Source organism: Dyella sedimenti (genome assembly GCF_022760995.1).
GTDB lineage: Bacteria > Pseudomonadota > Gammaproteobacteria > Xanthomonadales > Rhodanobacteraceae > Dyella > Dyella sedimenti.
In genome coordinates this window covers 146,332-161,444 of the sequence record NZ_JAKWJO010000006.1, presented here as the reverse complement: position 1 = coordinate 161,444, position 15,113 = coordinate 146,332, and the positions used below count along the sequence as shown (strand labels likewise).

12 protein-coding genes and 1 riboswitch are annotated in these 15,113 nt (G+C 67.1%); of the genes, 11 read left to right on the top strand and 1 reads right to left on the bottom strand.

Annotated features, from left to right (window positions below):
- Positions 1-86: 86 nt before the first annotated feature.
- The 7 genes from MJ605_RS13835 to MJ605_RS13805 all read left to right on the top strand — a co-directional run bounded on the left by MJ605_RS13835 (position 87) and on the right by MJ605_RS13805 (position 8,036).
- A complete protein-coding gene (locus MJ605_RS13835) occupies positions 87-1,043 on the top strand; it encodes an ABC transporter ATP-binding protein (protein WP_243042121.1) in 957 nt (318 codons plus the stop codon).
- On the top strand, positions 1,040-1,813 hold the full coding sequence (locus MJ605_RS13830; protein ID WP_243042120.1) for an ABC transporter permease: 774 nt from the start codon (positions 1,040-1,042) through the stop codon (positions 1,811-1,813). The genes MJ605_RS13835 and MJ605_RS13830 overlap by 4 nt, the downstream gene beginning before the upstream one ends.
- A gap of 115 nt (positions 1,814-1,928) precedes the next feature.
- A complete protein-coding gene (rluF, locus tag MJ605_RS13825) occupies positions 1,929-2,648 on the top strand; it encodes a 23S rRNA pseudouridine(2604) synthase RluF (protein ID WP_243042119.1) in 720 nt (239 codons plus the stop codon).
- A 284-nt stretch (positions 2,649-2,932) separates the two neighbouring features.
- Complete coding sequence (locus MJ605_RS13820) at positions 2,933-4,372, top strand: sugar porter family MFS transporter (RefSeq protein ID WP_243042118.1); 1,440 nt, start codon at positions 2,933-2,935, stop codon at positions 4,370-4,372.
- Positions 4,373-4,400: 28 nt separating this feature from the next.
- The gene (gene dbpA, locus MJ605_RS13815; RefSeq protein ID WP_243042117.1) at positions 4,401-5,777 is read left to right on the top strand and encodes an ATP-dependent RNA helicase DbpA; all 1,377 of its coding nucleotides are present in this window, start codon (positions 4,401-4,403) and stop codon (positions 5,775-5,777) included.
- A gap of 28 nt (positions 5,778-5,805) precedes the next feature.
- A complete protein-coding gene (locus tag MJ605_RS13810) occupies positions 5,806-6,576 on the top strand; it encodes a glutaminyl-peptide cyclotransferase (RefSeq protein WP_243042116.1) in 771 nt (256 codons plus the stop codon).
- Between the two features lie 77 nt (positions 6,577-6,653).
- Positions 6,654-8,036 carry a M28 family metallopeptidase gene (locus MJ605_RS13805; protein WP_243042115.1) on the top strand — a complete coding sequence of 461 codons (1,383 nt, stop codon included), beginning with the start codon at positions 6,654-6,656 and terminating at the stop codon, positions 8,034-8,036.
- A gap of 61 nt (positions 8,037-8,097) precedes the next feature.
- Here MJ605_RS13805 and MJ605_RS13800 read toward each other — a convergent pair whose 3' ends face one another.
- Positions 8,098-8,373: a hypothetical protein gene (locus tag MJ605_RS13800; RefSeq protein ID WP_243042114.1), complete on the bottom strand. Its 276-nt coding sequence runs from the start codon at positions 8,371-8,373 to the stop codon at positions 8,098-8,100.
- Between the two features lie 168 nt (positions 8,374-8,541).
- Between MJ605_RS13800 and MJ605_RS13795 the strand changes: the two genes are divergently transcribed.
- The 4 genes from MJ605_RS13795 (at position 8,542) to MJ605_RS13780 (ending at position 14,872) form a co-directional block, all read left to right on the top strand.
- The gene (locus MJ605_RS13795) at positions 8,542-10,614 is read left to right on the top strand and encodes a M13 family metallopeptidase (protein ID WP_243042113.1); all 2,073 of its coding nucleotides are present in this window, start codon (positions 8,542-8,544) and stop codon (positions 10,612-10,614) included.
- Positions 10,615-10,746: 132 nt separating this feature from the next.
- Positions 10,747-10,961: riboswitch (cobalamin riboswitch) on the top strand.
- Positions 10,962-11,115: 154 nt separating this feature from the next.
- Positions 11,116-13,605 carry a ribonucleoside-diphosphate reductase subunit alpha gene (locus tag MJ605_RS13790; protein WP_243042112.1) on the top strand — a complete coding sequence of 830 codons (2,490 nt, stop codon included), beginning with the start codon at positions 11,116-11,118 and terminating at the stop codon, positions 13,603-13,605.
- Positions 13,606-13,612: 7 nt separating this feature from the next.
- On the top strand, positions 13,613-13,840 hold the full coding sequence (locus tag MJ605_RS13785; protein ID WP_243042111.1) for a hypothetical protein: 228 nt from the start codon (positions 13,613-13,615) through the stop codon (positions 13,838-13,840).
- A gap of 27 nt (positions 13,841-13,867) precedes the next feature.
- Positions 13,868-14,872: a ribonucleotide-diphosphate reductase subunit beta gene (locus MJ605_RS13780; protein WP_243042110.1), complete on the top strand. Its 1,005-nt coding sequence runs from the start codon at positions 13,868-13,870 to the stop codon at positions 14,870-14,872.
- Positions 14,873-15,113: the final 241 nt, after the last annotated feature.

Below are 15,113 nucleotides of genomic sequence, written 5' to 3'. Positions count from 1 at the left end.
TTGCGGGAAACAGTGTGGTCTCAGCCCGCGCCGGTCGGCCGGGGGAAGCCACGTATAATAGAAGGCTGACTCCCTCGGTGCAGCCCATGTCCCCCACTTCCATACCCGCGCTGGTCGTCGACAACCTGCGCAAGACCTATGGCAACGGCGTCGAGGCCCTCAAGGGCATCAGCCTCACCGTACAGCCCGGCGACTTCTTCGCCCTGCTCGGCCCCAACGGCGCCGGCAAGTCCACTCTGATCGGCATCCTTTCCTCGCTGGTGAACGCCACCAGCGGCGACGCGCAGGTGTTCGGCGTGTCGGTGAACAGGCAGCGCGGCAAGGCCATGCAGCTGATCGGCCTGGTGCCACAGGAAATCAACTTCAACCAGTTCGAGAAGCCGTTCGACATCTGCGTGAACGAGGCCGGCTTCTACGGCATCCCGCGCAAGGTCGCCGCCGAGCGCGCGGAGAAGTACCTCAGGGAATTGCGCCTGTGGGACAAGGCGCAGCACCAGGCGCGCATGCTGTCCGGCGGCATGAAGCGGCGCCTGATGATCGCCCGCGCCATGATGAACGAGCCCAAGCTCTTGATCCTGGACGAGCCCACCGCCGGCGTGGACATCGAGATCCGCCGCTCCATGTGGCAGTTCGTCAGTGGCATCAACGCGGCCGGCACCACGGTGATCCTCACCACGCACTACCTGGAGGAAGCCGAGCAGCTGTGCCGCAACATCGCCATCATCGACCACGGCACCATCGTGGAGAACACCTCGATGAAGCACCTGCTGGCCTCGCTGGACGTGGAGACCTTCGTGCTCGACGTGAATCGCCTGCCCGCCGAACTGCCGGCCATTCCCGGCATCACGCTGCACCGCGTGGACGAGCACACGGTGGAAGCGGAGATGTCCCGCTCGCATGACCTCAACTCGCTGTTCGCCGGACTCTCCGAACACGGGGTCACGGTGACCTCGATGCGCAACAAGACCAACCGACTGGAAGAACTATTCGTGCGACTCGTCGAAAACGGCCGAACCAAGAACCACGTGGAGCAGGCCGCATGAACGGCGCCGCCAACCTCGTCGCGCTGAACACCCTCGTCCGGCGCGAGATCGTGCGCATCATGCGCATCTGGACCCAGACGCTGATCCCACCCGCCATCACGATGACGCTGTACTTCGTGATCTTCGGCAAGCTGATCGGCAGCCGCATCGGCCAGATGCACGGCTTCACCTACATGCAGTACATCGTGCCCGGCCTGGTGATGATGAGCATCATCACCAACAGCTACGGCAACATCTCCAGCTCGTTCTTCGGCGCCAAGTTCAGCCGCGCGGTGGAGGAAATGCTGGTGTCGCCGATGCCCAACTGGGTGATCCTGCTCGGCTACGTGGTCGGCGCGGTGGCGCGTGGCCTGATCGTGGGCGGCCTGGTGCTGCTGATCGCGCTGTTCTTCACCGACCTGCACGTGGCCCATCCGCTCATCACCTTCCTGTCGGTGCTGCTGGGCGCCACGGTGTTCTCGCTGGCCGGCTTCGTCAACGCGGTGTTCGCCAAGAAGTTCGACGACATCGCGCTGGTGCCCACCTTCGTGCTGACCCCGCTCACCTACCTCGGCGGCGTGTTCTACTCGGTGGACCTGCTGGGCGAGCCCTGGCGCAGCATCTCGATGGTCAATCCGATCCTGTACATGGTGAATGCGTTCCGCTTCGGCGTGCTGGGCGTGAGCGACGTGCAGATCGGCGTGGCCTTCGCGGTGATGCTGGTGTTCGTGGTCGGCCTGGCCGGCGTGGCGTTGCACCTGCTCAAGCGCGGCGTGGGGCTACGTTCTTAGCCGGGCAATGCCCTGTGGGAGCGCACCCTGTGCGCGACCGCGGCATGGCAGGTCACCGCTCCGTCGGACTGTCGCGCACAGGGTGCGCTCCCACAAAAAGAAAAAACATCGCTCCATGCGCGTCAACAAGTACATCAGCGAAGCCGGCATCTGCTCCCGCCGCGAGGCGGACGAGCTGCTGCTGGCCGGGCGCGTCACCATCAACGGCGAGGTGGTCACGACCGGGGCCAAGGCGCTGGAGGGCGACGAGGTGCGCGTGGACGGCGAGGTCGTCAGGCCACGCCTGCTCGCCGCCACCCCGGCCGCCAAGCGCGGCGTCTATATCGCGCTGAACAAGCCGGTGGGCGTCACCTGCACCACCGACACCACGGTGAAGGACAATATCGTCGACTTCGTCGACCACCCGGAGCGCATCTTTCCCGTCGGCCGGCTGGACAAGGATTCCGAAGGGCTGATCCTGCTCACCAGCAACGGCGACATCGTCAACGAGATCCTGCGCGCGGAGAACCACCACGAGAAGGAATACCTGGTGGCGGTGAACAAGCCGGTCACCGACGAGTTCCTCAAGGGCATGGCGCGCGGCGTGCGCATTCACGGCCAGATGACCCAGCCCTGCAAGGTGCGCCGGATCGCCAAGTTCGGCTTCGCCATCATCCTCACCCAGGGCCTCAACCGGCAGATCCGCCTGATGGCGGCGGCATTCGGCTACCGCGTAACCCAGCTACGGCGCGTGCGCATCATCAATGTGAAGCTCGGCCACCTGAAAGTGGGCCAGTGGCGCAATCTCACCGAGGCGGAACTGAAGGGGTTGCTGCCGAATCGCACGCAGTGGTGAGGAACTCACCCTTCCCTTGTCTGTAGGAGCGCGCACAGGGCGCGCTCCTACAGGGAGGAGCCGGGAGCGAAGGAATATTGCGACGCAACAATATCCCCACCCACACAACCCCGAAATCCTCACCGTTCCCCACCCGATACGACAATCAACCATTTCGCACCTGCACCATCACCGCGCCGCCCAATAAAACCTCGACATCGCAAGCTCCCTGGTGCATACGTATTCACTTCTCTAAGCCGGGACTGCCAGCGCAGAATCGCCGGACTTTGCATTGGGGAGAGGCGATGAACCTGAATTCAACTCCGACGTCCACGAACGCCGTCGATGACCTCGGCCAGCGCGCCACCGCGCGCGTGGTGCTGATCGCGGCGGCGGCCGCGCTCGGCGGCTTCCTGTTCGGCTTCGACACCGCGGTGATCAACGGCGCGGTGGATGCGGTGCGCGGCAATTTCGGACTGGGCGCGGGACAGATCGGCTTCGCCGTCTCCTGTGCGCTGCTCGGCTCGGCGGTGGGCGCCTGGTATGCCGGCCCGCTGGCCGACCGCTTCGGCCGCGTGCGCAGCATGCAGGTGGCGGCGCTGTTCCTGGCATTGAGCGCGCTGGGCTCGGGCCTCGTGTCCGGCGTCGGCAGCCTGGTGTTCTGGCGCCTGGTCGGCGGCATCGGCGTGGGCATGGCCTCGGTGATCGCGCCGACCTATATCGCGGAGATCTCGCCGGCGGCCGTGCGCGGTCGGCTGGGTTCGCTGCAGCAGCTGGCCATCGTGCTGGGCATCTTCGCCGCCCTGCTGAGCGACGCCTGGCTGGCCGGTACCGCGGGCGGCGCCGCGCAGCCGTTGTGGCTGGGCCTGGCCGCCTGGCGCTGGATGTTCCTGGTGGCGGTGGTGCCCGCGCTGATCTACGGCTCGCTGGTGCTGGGCGTGCCCGAGTCGCCGCGCTACCTGGTGGCCAAGGGCCGCCTGGCCGAGGCCCACGACGTGCTGCGCCAGGTACTGGACATGCACGGCGAGGCCGCGCTCAACGCCAAGGTCAAGGACATCCAGGACAGCCTGCATTCGGAATACCGCCCCACCCTGAAGGATCTGCGCGGCCCGCGCCTGGGCCTGCTGCCGGTGGTGTGGATCGGCATCCTGCTGTCGGTGTTCCAGCAGTTCGTGGGCATCAACGTCATCTTCTACTACTCCTCCACCCTGTGGCACTCGGTGGGCTTCAGCGAGACCGACTCGTTCTCCATCACCGTGGCCACGTCGGTGGTGAACGTGCTGGTGACGCTGGTGGCGATCGCCCTGGTCGACCGCATCGGCCGCAAGCCGCTGCTGGTGATCGGCTCCGCCGGCATGACCCTCACCCTGGGCCTGATGGCCTGGTGTTTCTCGCAGGCCACCGGCAGCGGCGCATCCCTGAGCCTGCCGGCGCCGTGGAACATCGTGGCGCTGGTCTCGGCCAATGTCTACGTGGTGTTCTTCGGCCTGAGCTGGGGCCCGATGGTATGGGTGCTGCTGGGCGAGATGTTCCCCAACCGCATCCGCGCGATCGCGCTGGCGGTGGCGGCCTCGGCGCAATGGCTGGCCAATTTCGCCATCACCAGCAGCTTCCCGGCGCTGGCCGAGGCTGGCCTGAGCTTCGCCTATGGCCTGTACGCGCTGTTCGCGCTGCTCTCGCTGGTGTTCGTGGTGATGTCGGTGCGCGAGACCAAGGGCATGGAGCTGGAAGCCATGCAGGGGTGAATCCAGCCGGCTCATGCGATCATGGCGCATGACCGATTTCCGCACGCTCCCGCTCAAGCCCACGCTGCTCGCCAGCGTGGCAACGCTAGGCTATACCGAGATGACCCCGGTGCAGGCGCTCAGCCTGCCACCGGTGCTCGAAGGCCGCGACGTGATCGCCCAGGCCCGCACCGGCAGCGGCAAGACCGCCGCGTTCGGCCTGGGCCTGCTGCAACAGCTGGAGGTCGAGACCATCCGGCTGCAGGCGCTGGTGCTGTGCCCCACGCGCGAACTGGCCGACCAGGTCAGCAAGGCGATCCGCAAGCTCGCCGCCAATATCCCCAACGTGAAGCTGCTGACCTTGTGCGGCGGCATGCCGCTGGGACCGCAACTGGCCTCGCTCACGCATGACCCGCACATCGTGGTCGGCACGCCCGGCCGCGTGCAGGAACACTTGAAGCGCGGCAGCCTGCATGGCGGCGGCATCAAGGTGCTGGTGCTGGACGAGGCCGACCGCATGCTCGACATGGGCTTCGCCGAGGCTATCGACGACATCGTCGGGCGCATCGCCAAGCACCACCAGACCCTGTTGTTCTCCGCCACCTATGCCGAGGCGATCCGCCAGGCCAGCAAGCGGCTGCAGCGCGATCCGGTCGAGGTGACGGTGGAGGCGCCGCACCAGGAGACCACCATCGAGCAGCGCTTCCACGAGGTGGAGCCGGCACAGAAGCTCGACGCGCTGGCCCAACTGCTCGGCAAGGAACATGCGCAGCACGCGCTGGTGTTCTGCAATATGCGCAAGGACGTGGACGCGGTGGCGCAGGAGCTGGACCGGCGCGGCTTCTCCGCGCTCGCCCTGCATGGCGACATGGAGCAGCGCGACCGCGACGAGGTGCTGGTGCAGTTCGCCAACCGCAGCTGCTCCATCCTGGTCGCCACCGACGTGGCGGCGCGCGGCCTCGACATCGCCGGCCTGCCGCTGGTGCTGAGCTACGACATCGCGCACGATCCGGACACGCATACGCATCGCATCGGCCGCACCGGACGCGCGGGTGAGGCCGGCCTCGCCATCACCCTGGTCACCCCGCGCGAACGGCCCAAGGCGCTCAACATCGAGGACCAGCTCGGCCATCCGCTGCCCTGGCATACGCTGAAGGTGGCGCCGCCGCGCGGCAAGCAGCTCCACCTGGCGCCGATGCGCACCCTGGTGATCGACGCGGGCCGCCAGGACAAGCTGCGGCCCGGCGACATCCTCGGCGCACTTACCGGCGACGCCGGCCTCGATGCGAAGGACATCGGCAAGATCGACGTGTTCGCTACGCGCGCCTACGTCGCGATCCGGCGGGATCTTGCGAACAAGGCGCTGGAGCGCCTGCGCGCCGGCCGGATCAAGGGACGCAACTTCCGCGTGCGCACGCTGCAGTAACATCCACGCTCCACCCGAGGAGTCCCGAATGATCCGCTGGCTTACCTGCGCCGCCGTGCTCGGTGCGCTGGTCATCCTTCCCGCGCAGGCGGCCACGCCGGTGTACGGCTACCGCGTGGTGCACGTCTATCCGCACGACACCTCGGCCTATACCGAGGGACTGTTCTACAAGGACGGCTATCTCTACGAAAGCACCGGCGAGGCCGGCGAGTCGACCGTGCGCAAGGTGGCGCTGGAAAGCGGCAAGGTGCTGCAGCGCCACGACCTGCCGGCGCAGTACTTCGGCGAGGGCATCGTCGACTGGGGGACACGCATCGTGCAGCTCACCTGGAAGGACCAGCTGGGCTTCGTCTACGACCTGGATACCTTCGCGCAGCAACGCACCTTCGATTATCCCGGCGAGGGCTGGGCGCTGACGCGCGACGACAAGCATCTCTACATGAGCGACGGCTCGGCGGTGCTGCGCATCCTCGACCCCGCGACGCTCGCCACGATCGGCAGCCTCATGGTCACGGACGACGGCAAGCCGGTGACCAACCTCAACGAACTGGAATGGGTGAAGGGCGAGATCTACGCCAACGTGTGGATGACCGACCGCATCGCCCGCATCGACCCCGCCACCGGCCACGTGACGGGTTGGATCGACCTGGCCGGCCTGCTTGACACTAGCAAGCTGCCCGACCCCACCAACGACGTGCTCAACGGCATCGCCTACGACGCCCAGCATGACCGCCTGTTCGTCACCGGCAAGCGCTGGCCCCGGCTGTTCGAGATCACGCTGGTGCCGCCCGGCCGCTAGGCCACCCCTGCCGTCCGGCAGGGGGCATGCCCGCCGGGGCGGCGCTAAAGTGGGGTGTTGTCTCACCGGAGAGTCCGATGCGTTCCATTCCCCTGCTGCTTCCGCTGGCATTGAGCTTTGCCGTATCCACCGCGTTCGCCGACGAGGCGCCGGCGCAGCCGCGCCCGCAGCCTTCGCTGCTGGCCCTGTCGACCGCGCCCAGCGAGGCGGAACTGCACGCTACCATCGAGAAGCTGGTCGGCTTCGGCACGCGCCACACCTTGTCCGACACCAAGTCGGACACGCGCGGCATCGGCGCGGCGCGGCGCTGGGTGAAGTCGCGCTTCGAGCAGATATCCAGGGACTGCGGCGGTTGCATCGAGGTGGCGACGCCCTCGCAGGTGTTTACCGGCAAGCGCGTGCCGCAGCCCACCGAGGTGATGGACGTGGTGGCGATCAAGCGCGGCACGACCGATCCCAAGCGCGTGATCGTGATGACCGGCCATCTCGACTCGCGCGTCACCGACGTGATGAACGCCACGGCCAACGCACCGGGCGCCAACGACGACGCCTCCGGCGTGGCCGCGCTGATGGAAGCGGCGCGCCTGCTGTCCAAGCAGGACAACGGCGCCACGCTGGTATTCGCCGCGCTGTCGGGCGAGGAGCAAGGCCTGTACGGCGGCAAGGTGCTGGCCGACTACGCGGTGGCGCAGGGCTGGCAGGTCGAAGCGGAACTCAACAACGACATCGTGGGCAATAGCCACGGCCAGAATGGCGTACTCGACAACACCACCATTCGCGTGTTCTCCGAGGGCACCAAGACCAACGAGACGGCCTCGCAGGCCAAGTACCGCGCCTACCACGGCGGCGAGGTGGATTCGCCCTCGCGCAACCTCTCCCGCTACATGGAGCAGATCGCCTCGACCTACCTGCCGGACGTGCATGTGCGCATGGTCTACCGCACCGACCGCTACGGCCGCGGCGGCGACCAGGTGCCCTTCCTCGAGGCCGGCTATCCGGCGGTGCGCGTTACCGAGGGCCACGAGGACTACACCCGACAGCACCAGGACCTGCGCACGGAGAAGGGCATCCGCTACGGCGATACCATCGACGGCGTGGACTTCCGCTACCTCGCCCGCGTCACCGCGCTCAACACGGTGACCATGGCCGCGCTCAGCCGCGCGCCCGCGCCGCCGTCCGGCGTGAGTACCGAAGGCGCGCTGGCCACCGATACCACCGTGCATTGGAAGAAAGTGCCGGGCGCCGCCGGCTACGTGGTGCACTGGCGCGACACCACCGCACCGCAGTGGCAGTACAGCCGGGCCGTGGGCGACGTGGACCAGGCGGTCATCAAGGATGTGGTGATCGACGACTGGTTCTTCGGCGTCTCGGCGGTCTCGGCCGATGGCTATGAGAGCCCGGTGGTGTTCCCGGGCGACGCCGGCGGCTTCGAGCGCTCGCCGGCGGCTGCGTCACCCTGATACCACCACACACCGGCAACCACCGGCGCGGCGGCGATGGCCACCGCGCCGGGCAAGGGACTCACTCCTCCTCGTCTTCCTCGCCTTCCTCGTCGCCCTCGTCCTCTTCATCCTCGAAGTCGGCCAGTTCCTCGACGCGCACGAAGCCGGCGATGGCATCGGCGAACACGATGCTGCCGCCGTCCGCGCACATCGGGCGGACGCGGCGCTGGGCGGCGCCTTCCTCCACCAGTGCGAAGCACACCAGGGACTCGGCGCTTTCCTCGCCGTCGTGCTCGTAGACGGCCACCCAGCCGGCGGCCGGCATGATCTGGATAATGTTCGCGCTGTGGGACATGGAGCCTCCGGGGCAATGAAAGCGCGCTAGCTTGCCCGGCGCCCATATCAGCCGCAAGCGCGCCCACGCGGACGCGCCACGACACCATCCGTGACTCAACTTCCAGCACTGGTGGCCGCCTGGGGGTGTGCCAGCATGCGGCTTTTCTCGATCACGACGGGAGGGTGTATGCGCAACGGGATCCTCGCGATGGCATGCATGGCGGCGCTGGTGGTGGGAACGGCGCAGGCCGCCGATCCGGCGGCGGGCAAGCCGCAATACGGCGCCTGGGGCTTCGACCTGGCCGGCGCCGACATGGCCACCCGGCCGGGCAACGACTTCTTCCGCTACGCCAATGGCGCCTGGCTGGACCACACGCCGATTCCGCCCGACAAGCCCGCGGTCAGCCTGCGGCTGGCGATGACCGACCTCACCGAGCAGCGCCTGCACGAGCTGATGGAAGCGGCGGCACGCGGCGGCAAGCCGGCCACCTCGCTCGAAGGCAAGGTCGGTGCGTTCTATGCCTCGTTCATGGACGAGGCGCGCATCGAATCGCTGGCCGCCAAGCCCATCGCGCCACAGCTGGACGCGGTGCGAAAGGCCACCACGCACGAGGCGCAGGCGGCCCTGATGGGGCGCACCAATACCGATTTCGAGGGCGCGCTGTTCAACCTCTCGCTCGATGTGGACCTGAAGGACACTACGCGCTACGCCGTCTACGTCAGCCAGGCCGGCCTGGGCCTGCCCGACCGCGACTACTACCTCGAACCGGCGTTCGCGGCGCAGAAGGCGGCCTACCAAGCCTATGTCGCGCGGCTGCTCGCCCTGGCCGGCTGGCCGCAGCCGGAGGCAGCCGCCAAGGACGTGGTCGCCTTCGAGACGGCCATCGCCCAGGCCAGCTGGAGCAAGGTGCAGCAGCGCGACCCGGTGGCGATGTACAACCCGATGAGCATCGCCGAGCTACAGAAGTTGGCGCCGGGCTTCGACTGGAAGGGCTACCTGGACGCCGCCCGGCTTGGCAAGCTCGACCGCATCGTGGTGGCCGAGAAGACGGCGTTCCCGAAACTGGCAGCGCTGTACGCCAGGACGCCGGTGGCGACCCTGCAGGCCTGGCAGGCCGCGCGCATCGCCGACAACGCGGCGTTCTACCTGTCCCGGCCGTTCCAGGACGCCTACTTCGGCATGCACAACAAGACGCTGTCCGGCCAGCAGCAGCAACAGGTGCGCTGGAAGCGCGGCGTGCACGCCATCTCCGGCGGCGACTGCGGCGTCGGCGAGCGGCTGGACTGCTTCGGCAACCTGGGTTGGGGCGTGGGCCAGCTCTACACCGCCACGTATTTCCCGGCCTCGTCCAAGGCGAAGATCGAGGAACTGGTGGCCAACCTCAAGGCGGCTTACCGCGTGCGCATCGAGAAGCTCGACTGGATGGGTCCCAAGACCCGCCAGGAAGCGCTGCGCAAGCTCGATACCTACACCATCAAGGTGGGCTATCCCGACCATCCGCGCGACTACGCCAACGTCACGGTGAAGCGCGACGACCTGGTGGGCAACGTGCTGCGCGCCGCACAGGCGGACTGGTCGTTCTACGTGGACCGCCTCGGCGGCCCGGTCGACCGCAGCGACTGGTCGATGACGCCGCAGACCAACGACGCCTACAACGGCTCGCTGCGCGACATCGTGTTCCCGGCCGCCATCCTGCAGCCGCCGATCTTCGATCCCAACGCCGACCCGGCCATCAACTACGGCGCCATCGGCGGCGTGATCGGCCACGAGCTGACCCACGGCTTCGACGACCAGGGTCGCAAGATCGACGCCGACGGCAACCTGCGCGACTGGTGGACCAGCGACGACGCCAAGGCCTTCGAGGCGCGCGCGAAGCAGCTCGGCGCGCAGTACGACGCCTTCCAGCCGCTGCCCGGCGTGCACATCAACGGCAACCTCACCATGGGCGAGAACATCGCCGACCTGGGCGGCCTCACCCTGGCGCTCGACGCCTACCATGCCTCGCTGCACGGCCAGCCTGCGCCGGTGCTCGACGGCCTCAGCGGCGACCAGCGCGTGTTCCTCGGCTGGGCCCAGGCCTGGCGCGGCAAGCTGACCGACGACGCCATCCGCCGCCAGGTCGCCAGCGACCCGCACTCGCCGCGCGCCTTCCGCGTCAACGGCCCGGTGCGCAACATCGACGCGTGGTACCAGGCGTTCGGCGTACAGCCCACCGACAAGCTCTACCTCGCCCCGGACCAGCGCGTGCGCATCTGGTAAGGCCCACCAGCGGCGATCCATGCCGGCGGGAAAATTTCCTACTCTCATGCTAAGCCCGCCAACCGACACGCTTTTTCGTGCTTATCCACGCCTCATCCACAACATATCGGGTTGACCCGCCAGGATTGGCCCGATATGTTGTGCCGGTCGGTGCCACTCTCAGACTTGACGTCGGAATGGCTCAATAGGGAATCCGGTGAAAATCCGGAACTGCCCCGCAGCGGTAAGCGGAAACGAAAGCCAACAACGCACTGGCCCCGAGCGGCTGGGAAGCGGGAGCGAGTAGGCCCAAGGTCGCAAGGCCTCAGTCCGCAAGTCCGAAGACCTGCCGACACATCGCGGCCTTGAGCGCCGCGGTGCGAGATGGCGGCTTCCGCGGGGAAGCGCGTCGAGTCGCGGGGCCGTCGGCCCCAGCGTTCGACCGTCCGCGGAAACGTCGAATCTCTTCAGCCCTGCGCGCGGGAGCAGGCGGTTGATGACTACGCCTGGAGCGAAGCCGCCATGCAACCTATCGATACCACCGGCCGCGAACGTGACGACGGGCGCGCCGACAGTGCCGCTTTCCCTGCCGACACCGCCGTGGCGGAAGCCCCGCGCACGGATACCCCGTTCGCCCTGACTCCGCCGCACAACCCCGGCCAGATGCGCGTGACCAAGCGCAATGGCCGCCAGGAAGTGGTGGACGTCAACAAGATCGTGCGCGCCGTGACGCGCAACAGCGAGGGACTGCACGCGGTCGATCCGCTGCGCGTGGCGCTCAAGACCATCGGCGGCCTGTACGACGGCGCCACTACGCAAGAGCTGGACGAGCTGTCCATCCGCACCGCCGCCGCGCTCACCGCGGAGGAACCCGAGTACGGCCAGCTCGCCGCGCGCCTGCTCAGCGCCTTCATCGACAAGGAAGTGAGCGGCCAGGAGATCCAGAGCTTCTCGCAGTCCATCGCGCGCGGCGCCGAGCTGGGCATCGTCAACGCGCGCCTGCGCGACTTCGTCGCCGCCAACGCGCGCAAGCTCAACGACGCGATCGACCCGCTGGCCTCGCGCCGCTTCGAGTACTTCGGCCTGCGCACGGTGTACGACCGCTACCTGCTGCGCCACCCGCAGCTGCGCAAGGTGATCGAGACGCCGCAGCATTTCTTCATGCGCATCGCCTGCGCGCTGGGCGGCAACGAGATCGGCGAGACGCTGGAGCTGTACCGCCTGCTGTCCTCGCTGGAATACATCGCCAGCTCGCCCACGCTGTTCAACGCGGGCACCGCGCACGAGCAGCTGTCCTCCTGCTTCCTGCTCGATTCGCCGTCCGATTCGCTGGAATCGATCTACGAGAAGTACGGCGACGTGGCCAAGCTCAGCAAGTTCGCCGGTGGCATCGGCCTGGCCTACTCGCGCGTGCGCTCGCGCGGCTCGCTGATCCGCGGCACCAACGGCCATTCCAACGGCCTGGTGCCGTGGCTGAAGACGCTGGACGCCTCGGTCGCCGCGGTGAACCAGGGCGGCAAGCGCAAGGGCGCAGCCTGCGTGTACCTGGAGCCCTGGCACGCCGACATCGAGGAATTCCTCGAACTGCGCGACAATACCGGCGACGAGGCGCGCCGCACGCACAACCTCAACCTCGCCAACTGGATCCCCGACGAGTTCATGCGCCGCGTGGAAAGCGACGGCGACTGGTCGCTGTTCGATCCCAAGATCGTGCCCCACTTCGTGGACAGCTGGGGCGAAACGTTCGACCGGGCCTACCGCGAGGCGGAAGCCGCCGGCCTGGCCGTGAAAAAGGTGAAGGCGCGCGAGTTGTACGCGCGCATGCTGCGCACGCTGGCACAGACCGGCAACGGCTGGATGACCTTCAAGGACCGCAGCAACGCCACCAGCAACCAGACGGCGAAGGCGGAGAACGTCATCCACCTGTCGAACCTGTGTACCGAGATCCTGGAAGTCACCTCCGCCGGCGAGACGGCGGTATGCAACCTCGGCTCGGTGAACCTGGCGCGCCACGTGGTGGACGGCCGCTTCGACTTCGACAAGCTCGCCGCCACCGTGCGCACCGCGGTACGCCAGCTGGACCGCGTGATCGACCTCAACTTCTATCCCATCGCCACCGCCAAGACCGCCAACGGCAAGTGGCGCCCGGTGGGCCTGGGCGTGATGGGCCTGCAGGACGTGTTCTTCAAGCTGCGCCTGCCGTTCGATTCGGCCGAGGCGTTGGCGCTGTCCACGCGCATCGCCGAGGAGATCTATTTCCACGCGCTGTCGCAGTCGAACGAACTGGCCGCCGAGCATGGCCCGCATCCGGGCTTCGCCGAGACCCGCGCGGCGAACGGCGAGCTGCAGTTCGACTACTGGCCCGGCGCGCAGCCGCACGATGCGGAACGCTGGAACGCGCTGCGCGAGGCGATCAAGGCCAAGGGCCTGCGCAACTCGCTGCTGATCGCCATCGCGCCCACCGCCACCATCGCCTCCATCGCCGGCTGCTACGAGTGCATCGAGCCGCAGGTGAGCAACCTGTTCAAGCGCGAGACGCTGTCCGGCGACTTCCTGGTGGTGAACCGCTACCTGGTGGAGGAACTGAAGACGCTGGGCCTGTGGACGAGCGAGATCCGCGACGCCATCAAGCTGGCGGAGGGTTCGATCCAGGGCATCGACGCCATCCCCGAACGGCTGCGCAGCATTTACCGCACGGTGTGGGAGCTGCCGCAGAAGGCGCTGATCGACCTCGCCGCCGCGCGCGGCGCGTACATCGACCAGAGCCAGTCGCTGAACCTGTTCATGGAGAACCCGAACATCGGCCAGCTGAGCTCCATGTACATGTATGCCTGGAAATCCGGCGTCAAGACCACCTACTACCTGCGCTCGCGCCCGGCCACCCGGATCGCCAAGACCACCGTGTCGTCGGCACCCGCCGCCAAGGCGACGCCGGTCGTGGAGCAGGAACAGGCCACGGCGGCGGTGTTCTGCTCGCTGGAAAACCCGGAGTATTGCGAGGCCTGCCAGTAGCCATGCCATGAAGCGCTACCGCAACCTCAGCGGAAACTCCGGCGTCGCCGGCTTCGAATCCGGCGAGGGCTTCATCCGGGTGCGCTTCGTCGACGACGGTACCTACGAATACACCGATGACACACCCGGCCACCTGCATGTGAAGAACATGCAGGCATTGGCCGAGGCCGGCCTGGGGCTGGCCACCTACATCAGCCGCTTCGTGCGCGAACGCTACGCGCGCAAGCTCGATTGAGGCGCCCCGGCGCCACGAGGAACATCCATGTCGCACCTGCTCGATCCCGGCTTCGAACTCACCCTGCGGCCCATGCATTACCCGCAGTTCTACGAGATGTACCGCAACGCGATCAAGAACACCTGGACGGTGGAGGAGATCAATTTCCAGATCGACATTTCCGACCTCCACGACAAGATGTCGCCGGCGGACCGTCACCTCATCCATCGCCTGGTGGCGTTCTTCGCCACCGGCGACTCCATCGTGTCCAACAACCTGGTGTTGAACCTGTACCAGCACCTCAACGCGCCCGAGGCGCGCATGTACCTCTCGCGCCAGCTGTACGAGGAAGCGCTGCACGTGCAGTTCTACCTCACCCTGCTGGACAACTACCTGCCCGATCCCAACGAGCGGCACAAGGCGTTCGCGGCGGTCAACAACATCCCCTCGATCAAGACCAAGGCCGACTTCTGTTTCAAGTGGATCGACTCGATCCATGACCTCAGGCGCATCGAGACGCGCGAGCACCGCAAGCAATTCCTGCTCAACCAGATCTGCTTCGCCGCCTGCATCGAGGGCCTGTTCTTCTTCGCCGCCTTCGCCTACGTGTACTACTTCCGCTCGCGCGGCCTGCTGCCGGGCCTGGCGGCGGGCACCAACTGGGTATTCCGCGACGAGAGCTGCCACATGGCCTTCGCCTTCGAGACGGTGCAGGTGATCCGCGAGGAAGAGCCCGAGCTGTTCGACGCCGACCTGGAAGAGAAGATCTACGCCATGCTTGCCGAGGCGATCGACTGCGAGACCCAGTTCGCCGAGGACGTGCTGGCCGGCGGCGTGGCCGGTATCTCCACCCGCGAGATGCGCCAGTACCTGGAGTACTGCGCCGACAACCACTTCCAGCGCCTGGGCATGGCCAAGCGCTACCACGTGGGCAATCCGCTGCCCTTCATGGAACTGCAGGACGTGCAGGAACTCACCAATTTCTTCGAGCGCCGCGTCTCCGCCTACCAGGTCGGCGTGGAAGGCGAAGTGTCGTTCGACATGGCGTTCTGAGGAATGGCCCGTACCCCTTACCCTGCCCTCCTCTGCTTGCAGCCCGATTAACGTCGGGTCTCGCTGGCTATCTCCATGGCCCCCCCTGTAGGAGCGCACCCTGTGCGCGACCTCCTTTTGCCTCATGGCTCGTCATCCCGGCGCTCCCCGCAAAAGGGGGCAAGGGCCGGGATCCAGTAACGGTATCGCCTGGTTGTCGCCTTATCGACAGGGTGCCGCCTACGACCGAAGGAAGTCCCCG

Coding starts and splice junctions, on each gene's coding strand:
- MJ605_RS13835 (WP_243042121.1), top strand. CDS start 87: ATGTCCCCCACTTCCATACCCGCGCTGGTCGTCGACAACCTGCGCAAG.
- MJ605_RS13830 (WP_243042120.1), top strand. CDS start 1,040: ATGAACGGCGCCGCCAACCTCGTCGCGCTGAACACCCTCGTCCGGCGC.
- rluF (WP_243042119.1), top strand. CDS start 1,929: ATGCGCGTCAACAAGTACATCAGCGAAGCCGGCATCTGCTCCCGCCGC.
- MJ605_RS13820 (WP_243042118.1), top strand. CDS start 2,933: ATGAACCTGAATTCAACTCCGACGTCCACGAACGCCGTCGATGACCTC.
- dbpA (WP_243042117.1), top strand. CDS start 4,401: ATGACCGATTTCCGCACGCTCCCGCTCAAGCCCACGCTGCTCGCCAGC.
- MJ605_RS13810 (WP_243042116.1), top strand. CDS start 5,806: ATGATCCGCTGGCTTACCTGCGCCGCCGTGCTCGGTGCGCTGGTCATC.
- MJ605_RS13805 (WP_243042115.1), top strand. CDS start 6,654: ATGCGTTCCATTCCCCTGCTGCTTCCGCTGGCATTGAGCTTTGCCGTA.
- MJ605_RS13800 (WP_243042114.1), bottom strand. CDS start 8,373: ATGTCCCACAGCGCGAACATTATCCAGATCATGCCGGCCGCCGGCTGG.
- MJ605_RS13795 (WP_243042113.1), top strand. CDS start 8,542: ATGCGCAACGGGATCCTCGCGATGGCATGCATGGCGGCGCTGGTGGTG.
- MJ605_RS13790 (WP_243042112.1), top strand. CDS start 11,116: ATGCAACCTATCGATACCACCGGCCGCGAACGTGACGACGGGCGCGCC.
- MJ605_RS13785 (WP_243042111.1), top strand. CDS start 13,613: ATGAAGCGCTACCGCAACCTCAGCGGAAACTCCGGCGTCGCCGGCTTC.
- MJ605_RS13780 (WP_243042110.1), top strand. CDS start 13,868: ATGTCGCACCTGCTCGATCCCGGCTTCGAACTCACCCTGCGGCCCATG.